This window comes from Streptomyces sp. NPDC038135, assembly GCF_055601245.1.
The window spans coordinates 250985-265048 of the sequence record NZ_JBVJXS010000010.1; the positions used below are offsets into that span (position 1 = coordinate 250985).

At 70.9% G+C, this 14064-nt stretch carries 13 protein-coding genes and 1 pseudogene; 4 read left to right on the top strand and 10 right to left on the bottom strand.

The window, feature by feature from the left end; genetic code table 11:
- The first annotated feature begins 46 nt into the window (after positions 1-46).
- Both tkt and ACZ7JA_RS28485 read left to right on the top strand, forming a co-directional pair.
- Positions 47-2284, top strand: coding sequence for a transketolase (tkt, locus tag ACZ7JA_RS28480; RefSeq protein ID WP_470811187.1), 2238 nt, complete (start codon positions 47-49; stop codon positions 2282-2284).
- A gap of 1055 nt (positions 2285-3339) precedes the next feature.
- Positions 3340-3678, top strand: coding sequence for a MerR family transcriptional regulator (locus ACZ7JA_RS28485; RefSeq protein ID WP_351666970.1), 339 nt, complete (start codon positions 3340-3342; stop codon positions 3676-3678).
- A 289-nt stretch (positions 3679-3967) separates the two neighbouring features.
- Here the strand turns inward: ACZ7JA_RS28485 and ACZ7JA_RS28490 are convergent, their stop codons facing one another.
- The 4 genes and pseudogenes from ACZ7JA_RS28490 to ACZ7JA_RS28505 form a co-directional block, all read right to left on the bottom strand.
- Positions 3968-5188: a cytochrome P450 family protein gene (locus tag ACZ7JA_RS28490; protein ID WP_351666968.1), complete on the bottom strand. Its 1221-nt coding sequence runs from the start codon at positions 5186-5188 to the stop codon at positions 3968-3970.
- Between the two features lie 396 nt (positions 5189-5584).
- A pseudogene (locus ACZ7JA_RS28495) lies at positions 5585-5767 on the bottom strand (IS256 family transposase); the annotation flags it as partial.
- A gap of 335 nt (positions 5768-6102) precedes the next feature.
- A complete protein-coding gene (locus ACZ7JA_RS28500) occupies positions 6103-6267 on the bottom strand; it encodes a hypothetical protein (RefSeq protein ID WP_450747237.1) in 165 nt (54 codons plus the stop codon).
- A gap of 6 nt (positions 6268-6273) precedes the next feature.
- Positions 6274-6888, bottom strand: a complete 615-nt coding sequence (locus tag ACZ7JA_RS28505; protein WP_470811190.1) for a TetR/AcrR family transcriptional regulator — start codon at positions 6886-6888, stop codon at positions 6274-6276.
- A gap of 74 nt (positions 6889-6962) precedes the next feature.
- On the opposite strand from ACZ7JA_RS28505, the gene ACZ7JA_RS28510 reads away from it, so the two are divergent.
- Positions 6963-7571: a peroxiredoxin-like family protein gene (locus ACZ7JA_RS28510; protein WP_470811192.1), complete on the top strand. Its 609-nt coding sequence runs from the start codon at positions 6963-6965 to the stop codon at positions 7569-7571.
- Between the two features lie 30 nt (positions 7572-7601).
- Here the strand turns inward: ACZ7JA_RS28510 and ACZ7JA_RS28515 are convergent, their stop codons facing one another.
- Positions 7602-8171: an ATP-binding protein gene (locus tag ACZ7JA_RS28515; protein ID WP_470811194.1), complete on the bottom strand. Its 570-nt coding sequence runs from the start codon at positions 8169-8171 to the stop codon at positions 7602-7604.
- Positions 8172-8358: 187 nt separating this feature from the next.
- On the opposite strand from ACZ7JA_RS28515, the gene ACZ7JA_RS28520 reads away from it, so the two are divergent.
- Entirely contained in the window at positions 8359-8994 is a 636-nt protein-coding gene (locus tag ACZ7JA_RS28520; protein ID WP_470811196.1) for a TetR/AcrR family transcriptional regulator, read from the top strand.
- Here the strand turns inward: ACZ7JA_RS28520 and ACZ7JA_RS28525 are convergent.
- The 5 genes from ACZ7JA_RS28525 to ACZ7JA_RS28545 form a co-directional block, all read right to left on the bottom strand.
- Positions 8991-9866, bottom strand: coding sequence for a PfkB family carbohydrate kinase (locus ACZ7JA_RS28525; protein ID WP_470811198.1), 876 nt, complete (start codon positions 9864-9866; stop codon positions 8991-8993). The two genes, ACZ7JA_RS28520 and ACZ7JA_RS28525, sit on opposite strands and share 4 nt — an antisense overlap.
- Positions 9867-9983: 117 nt before the next feature.
- Positions 9984-10985, bottom strand: coding sequence for an SIS domain-containing protein (locus ACZ7JA_RS28530; RefSeq protein ID WP_470811200.1), 1002 nt, complete (start codon positions 10983-10985; stop codon positions 9984-9986).
- 86 nt (positions 10986-11071) lie between these two features.
- Positions 11072-11908, bottom strand: coding sequence for an ABC transporter permease (locus tag ACZ7JA_RS28535; protein ID WP_389451310.1), 837 nt, complete (start codon positions 11906-11908; stop codon positions 11072-11074).
- On the bottom strand, positions 11905-12732 hold the full coding sequence (locus tag ACZ7JA_RS28540; RefSeq protein ID WP_389451635.1) for an ABC transporter permease: 828 nt from the start codon (positions 12730-12732) through the stop codon (positions 11905-11907). Before ACZ7JA_RS28540 ends, ACZ7JA_RS28535 begins: the two co-directional genes overlap by 4 nt.
- Before the next feature lie 47 nt (positions 12733-12779).
- Complete coding sequence (locus tag ACZ7JA_RS28545) at positions 12780-14051, bottom strand: polyamine ABC transporter substrate-binding protein (RefSeq protein ID WP_389451307.1); 1272 nt, start codon at positions 14049-14051, stop codon at positions 12780-12782.
- Positions 14052-14064 lie beyond the last annotated feature (13 nt).

A 14064-nucleotide genomic window follows, 5' to 3' on the forward strand; every position in this document is an offset into this window, starting at 1 on the left:
GGTGAAAAGCATCTACCGTCCCACCCCCAAGGGAGTACCGCCAACCATGACCGCCAATGAGGCAGACCCCGCCACCGAGGCGAAGAGCACCCGCCCCGAGGCTCCCGCCGAGGCCGCGAGCGACGCAGCCACCGGCAACCCCTTCCAGCCGCACCCCACCCTCCCTGAGGGGATGGGCGATCTCGACCGCCGCGCGATCGACACCGTGCGCGTGCTGGCGATGGATGCCGTGCAGAAGACCGGCAACGGCCACCCCGGCACCGCGATGAGCATGGCCCCCACCGCCTACCTGCTGTTCCAGAAGTGGCTGCGCCACGACCCGGGCGAACCGAACTGGGTCGGCCGTGACCGCTTCGTGCTGTCGATGGGGCACTCGAGCCTCACCTTGTACATCCAGCTCTTCCTCTCCGGCTATGGCCTGGACCTGGCCGACCTTCAGGCGCTGCGCACCTGGGGCTCTGCGACCCCGGGCCATCCCGAGGTCAACCACACACCGGGGGTGGAGACGACGACCGGCCCGCTCGGCCAGGGCGTCGGCAACGCCGTCGGCATGGCGATGGCCGCCCGCCGCGAGCGCGGTCTGCTGGACCCCGACGCCCCCGAGGGCGAAAGCGTCTTCGACCACACGATCTGGGCGTTCGCCTCCGACGGCGACCTGGAGGAGGGCGTCAGCGGCGAGGCGTCATCGCTGGCCGGCACTCAGGAGCTGGGCAATCTGGTCCTGGTCTACGACGCCAACCGGATCTCGATCGAGGACGACACCGACGTCGCGTTCACCGAGGACGTCGGCAAGCGGTACGAGGCTTACGGCTGGCACGTGCAGCACGTCGACGACGGCGAGGACCTGGCCGCGGTCGACCGCGCGCTGGCCGCTGCCAAGGCCGAGACCGGCCGCCCGTCGCTGATCGTGCTGCACACGATCATCGGCTGGCCCGCGCCGAACAAGCAGAACACCGGCGCGGCCCATGGATCCGCGCTGGGCGAGGACGAGGTCCGGGCGACCAAGGAGATCCTCGGCTTCGACCCCGACAAGACGTTCGAGGTCGACCCGGAGGTCCTCGAGCACGCCCGCCGGGTCGCCGAGCGCGGCGCGCAGGCGCACGCTACGTGGCAGCAGCGCTTCGACGCGTGGCGGGCCGGCAACCCCGACGGCGCCGCGCTGCTCGACCGGATGTCCACCCGTCGGCTGCCGCAGGGCTGGGCGGACGACCTGCCGGTCTGGGACGCCGATCCGAAGGGCGTGGCGACCCGGAAGGCATCCGGCGAGGTCCTCGCCGCCCTGTACCCGGTCCTGCCGGAACTGTGGGGTGGTTCGGCCGACCTGGCGGAGAGCAACAACACCGCGGTCAAGGGGGAGGCTTCGTTCCTGCCCGAGAACCGGCAGACCAAGATGTGGTCGGGCGGCCCGTACGGGCGCACGCTGCACTTCGGCGTCCGCGAGCACGCCATGGGCGCGATCATGAACGGCATCGCGCTGCACGGCGGGACCCGCGTGTACGGCGGCACGTTCCTCACCTTCTCCGACTACATGCGCGCTGCGGTGCGGCTGGCCGCCCTCATGCAGCTCCCGGTCACCTACGTATGGACGCACGACTCCATCGGGCTGGGCGAGGACGGCCCCACCCACCAGCCCATCGAGCACTACGCGGCGCTGCGGGCCATCCCCGGCCTGGACTTCGTCCGCCCGGCCGACGCCAACGAGACCGCGGTGGCCTGGCGCACCATCCTCGAGCACAACGACCGCCCGGCCGGACTCGCCCTGTCCCGGCAGAACCTGCCTGTCTTCGACCGCACACAGTTCGCGTCGGCCGAGGGCGTCGCCCGGGGCGGCTACGTGCTGGCCGAAGCCTCCAGCGGCAGTCCTGAGGTCATTCTGATGGGCACCGGAAGCGAGGTGCAGATCGCCGTCGCCGCCCGGGAGACGCTGGAGGCCGACGGCATCCCGACGAGGGTCGTGTCACTGCCGTGCTGGGAGTGGTTCGCGGCCCAGGACCGGGCCTACCGCGAGCAGGTGTTGCCGCCTGCGGTGCGCGCCCGGGTGAGCGTCGAGGCCGGCGTGCCCATGGGCTGGCGGGAGTTCGTCGGCGACGCCGGCCGCATCGTCGGCCTTGACCACTACGGCGCCAGCGCGGCCTACACCGTGCTGTACGAGCAGTTCGGGCTCACCGCGGACGCGGTCGTCGCCGCGGCCCGGGAAAGCCTTGCCGCCGCCGAGGCGCCACCGCTGGCCCCCGCCGGCCCGGCCAGCGTCGGCGTCCTGCAGGCCCCCACCGGCGATCGCTGACCCGCCCGCCCCGCCCACGGCGGGGTGGGCGCGGCGCACACCGCCGACGGGTCGCCGCCGGCGTCGAGCGTGCGCGGCAGTCGGTCGGACCCCGCAGCAGGTCGCTGAAGCCCCCGGAGCCTGCCCTCCGCACCCTCCGCGTCCGGTGCCGTCCGGTGCGGTCGGCGGTCGCGGGCGTCGGGATGTCAGGCGAGGCCGCGACCAACGCCCTCCTCTGGATCGCCGATGCCCGGTCCCGTCCGTTCAGTGCTTGTGCGCCGGACTCGTGGCGGGCACCCGGCGAAGGCCACCTTGGCGCCTTTCGGTGTCGCTGCTCGAGGTTGATTACCTCATCGTCGAACGCTCGGAAATCTATGCTGGCCGGAGTAGACATTGGGTTGTGATCTGGTTATGGTTTCTGTCGTAGCCGAAGGGATCGAAGGCCCGGCAGAGACGAACTGCCGGGCAGTGGGACCGTAGTTCCCGCAGTTGCAGTGCGCAGGACGGTGCGGTGACGGAGTTTCGAAGCCAGGTTGGTTGCAGGACGGCGACGGGACTGGTGACCGGACCGGGTGGCCCGCGGTGATCAGGGGCCGCCGTGAGCAGTACCCGTAGGAAGTGCAGTCGGCAGTACCCAGCAGCGAAGTCAATGAGCGGTACCTCGGTGAAGGCGTCGGCTGCGGGCGCACGCACCGGGAGGTTCGGCAGCGGGGTTCCAAGCCAGAGCAGATGCAGGATGGGCGACGGGGCTGGCTGCCGAAGTGGCGCTGTGAGAGGCCACCAGCAGTACGCAGTTCCCGTTTGGTAAGTGATCGATCCAGAGGGAAGAACGGAGGAGCGAAGCGCCATCAGGATCGCCCGGGAGAGCAAGGGAGCCCGGGTACCGCAGGACATCGATAGTGAGGTGGTCTCCGGTCACGCATCCGCGATCCCCGCGCCCCCGGCAGCAGTCAGGTCGGGTCTGCGGAAACAGAAGGCCGGCGCAGTAGCAGGGCCGGCAGATGGTGTAGCAGTTCCTTCGGGGCCCGGGAGTCACCTGCTCCCGGGCCCCTCCACGCGTTCCACAGAGAGGTGCAATGACCGCAGACGATTCGTTCGGCCGTCTCGACGACGACGACTACCCCGCCTACACCATGGGCCGGGCCGCTGAAATGCTCGGCACCACCCAGGGCTTCCTCCGCGCCCTCGGAGAGCACCGCCTCATCACCCCGCTGCGCTCGGCCGGCGGACACCGCCGCTACTCCCGCTACCAGCTGCGCATCGCCGCCCGCGCCCGGGAAATCGTCGACCAGGGCACCCCCATCGAGGCGGCCTGCCGGATCGTCATCCTCGAGGACCAGCTCGAAGAGGCCCAACGCATCAACGCCGAGTACCGTCGCGCCGCCGAATCAGCGAATCCGACGGCCGCGGCTTGACCTGAGCGCGCCTGCCGCCCCAGACGGCGGACCTGCCCGCACACGGTCCACAATGTGTACTTGTTTCCTGTCGTGACAGCGTGTGCGGGCGTGTACCGTCCGCGTCAGCTGTCGTGGCTCGGAAGTTCCCTTTGCCCACGCCGTAGGCGTGGGCGTTTTGCTGTGCTGTGCCGCGGGCCGCTTCCCTGACCGACGACCCGTCGCTGTCCGGTGTGCTGTCATCGGACTGCTCAGGGTTCGTTCGGGGAACCTGGGCCGGAAACATGGTGGTCTTCCGCGTCGGTATCGGTCAGTGGCCCGGCATCGGGCGCAGGCGCACGGGGACGGAGGCGTGTCCGTTGCTGATGAGGCTCGGCAGTTTCTTCAGCGCGCTTCGCTCCGTGGCGAGTTGAGCGTCGGGGAAGCGTTCGAAGAGCAGGCGCAGCGCGGTGGCGACTTCGAGTCGGGCCAGCGGGGCACCGAGGCAGAAGTGAACGCCGTGTCCGAAGGCGAGGTGTTCCTTGCTGGGGCGGGTGGCGTCGAAACGGTCGGCCTCCTTGTGCCAGTCGGGGTGGCGGTTGGCGGCGGCGTAGGAGGCAAGGATCGCCTCGCCGGCCTTGATCGTCCGGCCGTCGGGGAGCGGGATGTCGGTACGGGCGTAGCGCAGGGGAAGGTGCTTGACCGCGGGCTGGTGGCGCAAGGTCTCCTCGACGACGTCCTGCCAGGTGCAGCGGCCTTCCCGGATGTGGGCGAGCTGCTGGGGATCGGTCAGCAGGGTGGTAATGGCCTGGTCGATCACGTTGACGGTGGTCTCGTATCCGGCGCTGATCACCAGCAGGAGCGTGTCGCGTAGCTCGGCGTGGCTGAGGGCGGAGCCGTCTTCCTCGTCGCGGGTGGCGATCAGCAGCGAGGCCATGTCCTCACCGGGTTCGCTGCGCTTGGTCTCGATCAGGACGTCCAGCAGGCCGTAGAGGGCGGTGGTGTTCGCCGCCTGTTCCTCGACGGAGAGATGGGTGGCGAACACGTTGTCCACCACGGTGCGGAACTCGGCGCGCTGGTCGGCGGGGACGCCCACGAGCTTGCCGATGACAGCGATCGGGAGCGGGTAGGCGAGGTGCGCGCGCAGGTCGACCGTCCCGCCGGCCGGGAGGCCGTCGAGGATGCCGTCGACGAGGGCCTCGATGTCCGCCTGGAGGGCGGCGGTACGGCGGGCGGAGAGGGCGGGGGCAACCATGCGGCGCAGGCGGCTGTGATCCTTGCCGTAGGCGGTGAACATGTTCTCCACCGCGACCCACAGGGCCAGCGGCCAGGTGGTGACGGTCTCTGCGAAGGCCGGCCAGTGGGCGCGGCCGTCCTTGGAGACGTCCTTGCTGGTCAGAAGCTGCTTGAGGAGGGCTGGGTCGGAGACCGACCAGGCGCGCACGCCGAGGATGTCCACCAGCGTCGCAGGGCCGCGCTCGCGCAGGGCCTGGTGTTCGGCGTCCGGGTCGGATCCGGTCGGGTCGAGGACGAGTATCTGCTGTTCGGACACGGTGAGGTCTCTTTCAGCTCGTGGGGAACGTGACGGGCCGGGCGATCAGGCACCGGTGGAAGGGAGCGGGACGCCAGACGACGTCGTCCCGATGGCCGTCGAGGTCCATCACGGGCAGAGCGTCGACGGCGAGGAGGACGCCGGCTTCCGCGATGAGGTACGCATGCGATCCAGCCGGGCAGGGTGCGGGCCGGGTAGGCCCGAGTGCCCAGCGGCCGGTGGGATCCCAGCCGGGAGTCGGTGTTTCAGGCGGTGTGACCGATGACCACCGGCAGTCGCCCGGAAGCAGAAGGCCGCCGATGTCGACCGGCCTGGTCGGATAGGTCGGTAGCGGCGGGGGAAGACGCTCCATTGGTTGTGCGTCTCGAAGAGCACGGCGGTGACCAGCCGCAGGAGCCCCTTGCGGTAGGCGGTGCGGGCCTCGGTGTGCTCCGTCCACTCGGCGCCGATCCGGGCCGCGGCCTCGGACTCGATCAGCTCCTGCAGCATCCGCTCGGCCACACTCCGCACGAGTTCGACTCGGTCCGCCGAACGCAGTGACTCCAGCAGGCGGAGTAAGTCAGGCCGGGACAAGGTCACCGCGCACCTCCTGCGTCGAACTTGCGGGCCAACATGGAGAGTTGCACGGTGACCGCCTCATGAGCAGGGAGCGGAGACCGTCACCGGTTGCACGCCCCGGGCATCCGCCCGCGCACACCCGCTCGGTGTTCGTGACGGATGGCGCGTCCTCGCTCTCCCGATCGCGCCGGCCGGCCTGTCGCCGTGGCCGTCGAAGACCGTGTTGCGTGACCTGTTACCTGTCCACTGCAGAGGACAGGTCCAGGCTCAGACCGGGCCATGGACAGGGAGTTGACGTTGAGCGACATCGAGGACCGGCCACAGGTCTCGTCGCAGAGCGCAGGGGGCGGGCCCGATCAGTTGGCCGACATGTTCCGTGTCATCTCGGCTGCCTCGGTGCTGGCGCGTTGTCCGAGATCGCCGAACAGCTGCACCGTGACGGCGGCCAGGGCGTCGTCCCCGCCGACAGTCCGCCTCTCCCCGCTGCGGGTGGACAGGGCGAGGAGGGGGTCCTTGGGCACGCCGTGTCACCCGTCGAGTCCGTCGAGCAGCAACCTGAGTCCTCCGAGGAACTCCCGGTCGGCGTCCATGGTCCGGGCGGTGCGGGCGGTCTCCGTCATGTGGGGGAACTCGTCGGGCGGTAGCCGGGTGATGGCCGTGGTTCCCGGCCCGGCCAGCGGGCCCAGGTGTTCGAGCTGGATGGCTCCGATGAGATAGCCGAGCAGGGCGCGCAGGGCGATGACGCGCCGCTCGCCGCTGATACCGGCCGTGGTGAGGATGGCGAGCACGGTCTCCGACCAGCGCAGCCCGGCGGGGGAGCGGTGCCGGTGCACCACGGTGAGGGGGATGGCCGCCGGGTGGGCGCCCACGGTGTCGCGCAGGCGCCGTGCCATGACCTCGATCCGGTCGCGCCATGGCACGCCGGCGTCCGGCGCGCCGGTGTCCACCTCGCTCAGTACCCGCTCGACGACGAGTCGTTCGAGGTCCTCGCGGTCCTGGACGTACCGGTAGACCCCCATGGTGCTCATGCCGAGTTCCTGGGCGACGGCGCGCATGGACAGCGCGCTCAGGCCGTCGCGGTCGATGACGGCGAGGGCGGCCGAGGCTAGCCGGTGGTCGGTGAGCGAACGCGGGCGTGGCATGGCGGTTGACAGCGTACGGCATACGCCTACGCTGGTGAGCGTACGCCGTACGCCTACGAAGAGAGGCATGCGCCATGGCCCGCAGCACGGCACAGCACAGGACCACCGTCGAGCGACGCGAACTCACATGCGTCTCGGGTGATCGCATCGCCGTTCCCGACCCCGATCGGCTCATCCACCTGCAGTTCCGGCGCTTCGCCGGATGCCCGGTCTGCAACCTGCACCTGCGCTCGGTGGTGCTGCGGCACCGGGAGATCGAGGCCGCCGGTGTCCGTGAGGTCGTGGTGTTCCATTCGCCCGCCGGTGAACTGGCGCCGCACGTGGCGGATCTGCCGTTCGCGGTGGTCGCCGACCCGGACCGGCGGCTCTACGAGGAGTTCGGTGTGGAGCGTTCGCCGCGCGCGCTGCTCGACCCGCGTGTCTGGGGGCCGATCCTGTGGGCGGTCGTCAGCGGGGTGTGGAACGTGGCGCGCGGGCGGGAGCGGCTGCCCTCCCGCAGCCCGCACGGCGGCCGGCTCGGTCTCCCCGGCGACTTCCTCGTCGCGCCGGACGGCCGGGTGCTCGCCGCGAAGTACGGCGAGCACGCCTACGACCAGTGGTCGGTCGACGAACTGCTGGAGCTGGCGGCCCATGCGGACGCGCGGACGCGCACCGAGCGGCGGACGCCGGACTCCCGCATCTGAGCGATGCGGGACGGCTCTCCCGGAGCGTCGTCACCGTGGTGCGACCGGCGCCTGCTCGGGCTCCGCTGGCCCGGCCGGGCGGTGCAGCGCGAACCAGACGCTCTTGCCGGTCGCCGTTCGCGCGCTGCCCCAGGCGTCCGCCAGCAGGTCCAGCAGTTCCGTTCCGCGACCGCCCTCCGCGTCCGGGCCGGCGATGTTGCGCACCGGTCCTGCGGACTCGGTGTCCTCCACCTCGCAGAGCAGCCGGGATTCACTCAGGCGCAGATTGAGCCGGAGCGGACCGCGGGTGTGCCGCAGCGCGTTGGTGACGACTTCGCTGACCAGGAGCTCGGCGGTGTCGCCGAGGTCGGGCACGGCCCAGTCGGCCAGCTGCGCGGAAACCAGCCGCCGCGCCTGGCGCACGGAGAGCGGTTCCTGCTTCAGGGGCCAGGACGCGTCCCAGGCGGTGGCGCGTGCACGGGGTGCGTCCAACGGGCGCAGGGGTGCGAGCGTACGGGACCACAGGGCCCACTGCCTGACGGCCCAGGCGTTCACTGCGGCGCGCGAGAGGGGCCTCCTGCGGCGAGCCGCGGCGGGGAGGCCGATGGCCAGGACGGCCATGGGAATCAGTCCTTTCCGGAAGTGAGCTGTTCGGTTCCCCGAGATGCGCGCTGCTGGACACGTCGGGCGCAAACATGTAGCGGTTGCTACACCAAAAAATATACACGTAGCGGCTGCTACGGTAAAGACCTATACAAAAAATCTCATACCGGACAGATGTGAGACCACTGCGATGTCAGGAGCCGTCATGCCCCGCCCACCGGATACGGCCAGACGACGAGACCTTCTCGACCAGGTCCGCGACTACGTGCTGCGCAACGGTCTCGCGAACCTCTCGCTGCGGCCGCTGGCGCGGGCGCTGGGCACCAGTGACCGGATGCTCCTCTACTACTTCGGCACCAAGGAGCGGATGGTCGCCGAGGCTCTCGCCGACTACGAACGCCGCCCCCTCCTGCGCGCCCGCGAACTGCTGGAGTCGGCCGGCCCGCCCAGGGACCCAGCGGCCCTGAGGCGCTTCATGACCGAGGTGTGGCGGCAGTTCCGGGCCTCCGACGTACGCACCGCGCTCCCTCTCTACCTGGAGATCATGAGCGCCGGTGTCCTGCACCCCGACCGCTACGGCTCCGTCATGCGCGACGTCGTCACCTCGTGGACCGACCTGCTGACGTCCGTCCTCCAGGACCTGGGCATGCCCCGGGACGGGGCCCGGACCCAGGCCACGCTCCTGACCGACGCCACCTTCGGCCTGCTGCTCGCCCCGCTGGCGGACGGCCACTGGGACCGTGCCGACGCGGCCTTCCAGGCCCTCCTCGACAGCCTGGAACCGGAGTGGCACGCGACAGGCCCGGGCGGGCGGGCTCGCGGCGGGGCCGACGCGGACTAGTCCCGGCCCGCCGGCGCCGGCCAGCCGCAGCCGAAGGCGGCCTCCACGAAGCACTGGTCGTACGCCGCCTCCGCGCCCCGGCGCAGAGCGTCCCGCAGGGCCTGCGGGGACGGTGGAACACTTCGGGACCATCCGGCGCGGAGCAGGGACACGGCGAACCCGGTGAGGAAGGCGTCGCCGCAGCCCATCGTGTCGGACATGGCCCCCGGATCCGCGGTGCGGGCCGGCGCGACGGCGGTGTTCCGGCCGTCGTACGCGACCGCCCCGTGCAGGCCGCGGGTGGCCAGCGCCAGTCCCGCCCCGCGCCGCACCGCCTCGGCGAGCAGGCCGCGGGTCGCGGTCTCGTCCAGGTGCGAGCACGACAGCAGCGCCAGGTCCACATGGGGGCAGACGCGGTCGAGGTAGGCGGGCGCGCGGAACTCCTCCTCGTCCGAGAAGTCGAAGCTGACCAGCGGTCCGGCCGCCGCGAGCGCGGGGAGTTCGGCCTCCGTGCCGGAGTAGACGCTGGAGTGCACGAGGCTGAAGGACGCGGCGTAGGCGAGCAGCTCGGGAGTGAGGGGGAGCGGCTCCGCCACCGCGCCGCCGCCGGGTTCGTAGCCGAGGAAGACCCGGTCGCCGTCCTTCACCCGCAGGGTGGAGACCGAGGTCGTTCCAGGGCGGACCAGGCTGCGGTCCGCGGTGACGCCTTGCGCCGCCACGGCCGCGCGCAGCCTGGCGCCGGGACCGTCGTCGCCGAACACCCCGAGGTAGGCGGCGTCCAGGCCGAGCCGGCGGGCGTAGACGGCGACGTTGACGCAGTTGCCACCGGGGTAGTCGGTGCCGCGGTCCACGAAACGGTCGACGGTGTTGTCGCCGAAGCCGAGGACGTTCATCAGGGTCTCCCGAGGCGCGGACGCGGATGCGCTGGTGCGCGGCGCCCGCCGTGGGCGCGCCGGGGCCGGGGCACCGGCGCGCGGGGCGGATGGACGGGGTGGAACCGGTCGTAGGGCTCAGTAGTCCATGACGCGGTAGTAGCGGCGCAGGTCCAGCGAGTGGTCGCGCACCCGCTCGAGGTGCTTGCTGACCCGGTCCATCACGGTGTCGAGCACGAGCGGCGCGAGCAGTCCGCGGAACTCCGGGCTGATGCCGTCGAGCGGGTAGTCGCGGGTGTCGAAGACGGTGACGTCCTTGGAGACGCGCCTGGCGAAGGCCTCGGCCCGGTCGGTCAGCGCCCGGGTCTCGTCCTCACCCTGGAACACGATGACGCTGGTGTCCTCCTCCAGCAGTTCCAGCGAGCCGTGGAAGAACTCCGCGCTGTGCACCCGGGTCGTGCGCAGCCACTGCATCTCCTCCAGGATGCACATGGAGTACAGGTAGGTGAACCCCCACAGGTTCCCGCCGCCGACGAGGAAGTGGTAGTCGGTGTCCTTGTGGGCCTCGGCGAAGTCCGACGCCACCGGCTCGGCCTGCCGGGCGACGTCCACCAGGACGCGGGGCAGCGCCGCGAGTTCGCCGGCGAGCCGCTCGTAGCCGTCGAACTCACCGCGACGGGAGAGCAGTCGGCCCATGAAGAGCAGCAACTGCACGTCGAACGGCCAGGCCTTGGGCTCGGAGACCAGCGCGGTGTCGACGTTCCGGGCGACGGGGGAGTCGGGGTAGCCGGTGAAGCCGATCGTGTGGGCGCCACGGGACTTGCAGTAGTCGATGGCGCGGAGGCTGTCGTCGGTGGTGCCGGAGACGGACGTGAAGACGGCGATGGTGCGCTCGCCGAGGCGGGCGTCGCCGGAGACGACCAGTTCGGCGGCGACGGCGGCCCGGACCGGGAGCACCGAACTGCGCCGGGCGAGGTGCTCGTAGGGCCACATCTGCGCGTACGTGCCGCCGGCGCCCACGAGGAGGACGTTGTCGTAGCCCTCGTCGGCCAGCCGGTCGACGGTCTTCTCGATCTCGGGACGCAGCGCCAGCAGGCTCTCCGTCTGGGAGACGAACTCGGCTTCGTTGAACTTGAGCACGGTGATGACTTCCTCAGGGGTTGTTCCGCACCGGCCGGCGTGTGCCGGGGAGCCGGTGTTGCGAGGTGCGCGGGGACCGGATCGGGTCAGGCCGCGCGACGCCGGGAGAACAGCACGTTGGCCCCGGCGATGATCAGGCCGCCGGCGAAGATCAGCGTTCCCATGACGTTGACCTGCGGGGGCACGCCGGTACGGCTGGCGCTGTAGACCCACAGCGGGAACGTGACCGTACGGCCGGCGTTGAAGCTGGTGATGACGTAGTCGTCGACGGACAGGGCGAAGCAGAGCAGGGCGCCGGAGGCCACGCCGGGCAGCAGCATCGGCAGGGTGACCAGCCGGAACGCCGTCCAGGGGCCCGCTCCGAGGTCACGGGCGGCCTCCTCCAGCGTCGGGTCGTGCCCCGCCATGCGCGCCCGTACGGTGATGGCGACGTAGGGGATGCAGAAGGCCACGTGCGCGATGACGACCGTCCAGTAGCCGCGGGGCACGCCCAGCACGATGAACAGCGACAGCAGCGCGGCGCCGAGGGCGATCTCGGGAGCCGCGATGGCGGCGAACATCAGCAGGTCGACGGAGCCCCTGCCGCGGAAGCGGTGCCGGCCGAGCGCCAGCCCGATCGGAGTGCCCAGGAGCGTGGCCACCACGGCGACCACCAGGGCGATGGTGAGGCTGTTGACCAGGGCGGAGGTCAGGTTGGGGATGGCGAACAGGTGCCGGTACCAGTCGAGCGTGAAGCCCTGCCAGGTGAAGTTCACCTTGCTGCCGGTGTCGTTGAACCCGAACAGGATCATGACGGCGATCGGCAGCAGCAGCCAGACCAGCACCAGCACGGTGTACACGGTGAGGGCCGGGCGGCGCGGTGCGCGCCGGGCACGGGGCCCGGCGGGCGCCTCGGTCACGGGGGCGGCGGTCGTGGTGGTCATCGCGCGGCCGCCTCCAGGACCTCGTCGGTGCCCAGGGCCCGGGCGTAGGTGAACACGGCCAGCAGCAGCGCGCCCATGAGGACGAAGGACAGGGCGGAGGCGCCGGGGTAGTCCAGGTTGGTGAAGTACTCGGTCTGGATGATGTTGCCGATCATCGTCGTCGAGGGGCCGCCGAGGATGCCGGCGTTGACGTAGTCGGCACAGGCCGGCACGAACGTCAGCAGCACTCCCGCGAAGACGCCGGGCAGCGACAGCGGCAGCACCACGCGGAGGAAGGTTCCCGCCCGGGAGGCGTACAGGTCGGTGGACGCCTCGATCACCTTGGGGTCCACCCGTTCCAGCGCCACGTAGACGGGCAGCACCATGAACGGCAGGAAGTTGTAGGTCAGTCCGCCGATCACCGCGTAGGGCGTGGCCAGCAGGTGGAAGCCCGCCGGGAGCAGACCGACGTCCTTCAGCGGCCCGAGCAGGACGCCGTGGTCGGCGAGCACCACGTTCCAGGACTGGGTGCGGATGACGAAGGACACGAAGAACGGCAGCAGGAGCAGGAAGAGGAACACCGACTTGTGCCGGCCTGCCCGGAAGGCGATCCAGTAGGCCACCGGGTAGCCGACGACGGCGCAGGCCGCGGTCGCCGCGGCGCCGTAGACCAGGGATCGGACCAGTTGCACGTGGTAGGTGCGGACCACGTCAGCGTAGGTGCCGAAGTGGAAGGTCTGGCGGAAGCCGTCGATGAAGTTGCCGGTCTGTAGCGACAGGGACACCATCACGATCACGGGAGTGACGAAGAAGGCGGCCAGCCAGAGCCAGCCCGGCAGGATCATCAGATAGGGGGCCAGCGCATCACCGGGACGGCGGCGCCACCGCCGGGTCACGCCTGGTAGATCGGTTCGAACAGCGCGTTCCACTGCTTCTCCTCCTCTTCGTCGAGCACCCGCAGACGGCGCAGCTTCGACTGGTCGGCCTCGGTCGGGAAGACCAGGGGACTGGTGCTCAGGGCGTCCAGCACGGTGCGCCGCTTGCCGGTGGCGGCGGCCGCGTCGCGTGCGACGACCCGCTGCGCGGCGGGGACGGGGCAGACGAACTGCACGGTCTCGCTGATCCGCGCGGCGACCTCGGGCCGGTAGGCGTAGTCCATGTAGGTCAGCGCGTCGACGGGGTGGGCGGCCGTCGACGGGATGCAGAGGTTGTCGGTCCACAGCAGACCGCCTTCCTCCGGGATGACGAACTCCAGTCGTGAGCCGCTCTGGTTGGCCTGGAAGACGTCGCCCGAGTACACGAGCGAGGCCGCCAGGTCGCCGCGCTGCAGGGAGGACTGGTACGTCGAGGTGGAGTAGGAGCGGACCATCCCGGCGTCGCGCTGCCCGCGCAGCCAGGCCGCCGCCTTGCGCCAGTCGGCGTGCGTGGAGGTCTCCGGGTCCACCCCGACGGCCAGCAGCGCGATGTTGCCCATCTGCACCGCGTCGTTCCACATGCCGACCCTGCCGCGCAGCCCGGGGTCGAGCAGGTCCTGCCAACTGGTGATCTTCCGGCCGACCCGGGCCGGATCGTAGCCGATGCCGGTCATGCCGGACTGCCAGGGGACGGTGTAGACGTTGCCGTGGTCGAAGGAGGTGTTCTTGAACGCGGCTCCGCCGTACCTCGCGAAGTTGGGCAGGCGGCTGTGGTCGAGCGGGGCGAGGTAGCCGAGTTCGATGTACTTGCCGAGGTAGCTGTCGCCGCCGACGACCATCAGGTCGTAGCCGATGCCCTGGCCGGAGGCGAACTCCGGCTGGATCCTGCCGAACCAGGAGGCGCTGTCGTCGATCAGCTCGTCGTAGGCGACCTCGATGCCGCTCTCGCGGGTGAAGGCGTCCAGGGTCGGGTGCTTGCTCTGGTCGGCGGGGTCGACGTCGATGTACTGCGTGTAGTTGACGAAGTCCAGCTTTCCGGACCGCTTCCTGCCGGCCCAGAAGTCGGTGACGGCGGCGGCGATCTCGGCTTTTCCGGTGGGGACGTGCACGCGGGCGCCGGGGACGCTGCACGCGGCGAGCGGGGCCAGCGCGGCGGCGCCGGCCGCGGCGCGCAGCAGGCCGCGCCGCGTCCAGCCGCGCGGGACCAGTCCGCGCGGCCGGGGCGCGAAGGGTGTGGAGTGCTCGGGCATGGTGGTCGGTCCG

Bases quoted from the DNA above. Each gene is read 5' to 3' on its own strand.
- tkt (WP_470811187.1), top strand. From the start codon at position 47: ATGACCGCCAATGAGGCAGACCCCGCCACCGAGGCGAAGAGCACCCGC.
- ACZ7JA_RS28485 (WP_351666970.1), top strand. From the start codon at position 3,340: ATGACCGCAGACGATTCGTTCGGCCGTCTCGACGACGACGACTACCCC.
- ACZ7JA_RS28505 (WP_470811190.1), bottom strand. From the start codon at position 6,888: ATGCCACGCCCGCGTTCGCTCACCGACCACCGGCTAGCCTCGGCCGCC.
- ACZ7JA_RS28510 (WP_470811192.1), top strand. From the start codon at position 6,963: ATGGCCCGCAGCACGGCACAGCACAGGACCACCGTCGAGCGACGCGAA.
- ACZ7JA_RS28515 (WP_470811194.1), bottom strand. From the start codon at position 8,171: ATGGCCGTCCTGGCCATCGGCCTCCCCGCCGCGGCTCGCCGCAGGAGG.
- ACZ7JA_RS28520 (WP_470811196.1), top strand. From the start codon at position 8,359: ATGCCCCGCCCACCGGATACGGCCAGACGACGAGACCTTCTCGACCAG.
- ACZ7JA_RS28525 (WP_470811198.1), bottom strand. From the start codon at position 9,866: ATGAACGTCCTCGGCTTCGGCGACAACACCGTCGACCGTTTCGTGGAC.
- ACZ7JA_RS28535 (WP_389451310.1), bottom strand. From the start codon at position 11,908: ATGACCACCACGACCGCCGCCCCCGTGACCGAGGCGCCCGCCGGGCCC.
- ACZ7JA_RS28540 (WP_389451635.1), bottom strand. From the start codon at position 12,732: ATGATCCTGCCGGGCTGGCTCTGGCTGGCCGCCTTCTTCGTCACTCCC.
- ACZ7JA_RS28545 (WP_389451307.1), bottom strand. From the start codon at position 14,051: ATGCCCGAGCACTCCACACCCTTCGCGCCCCGGCCGCGCGGACTGGTC.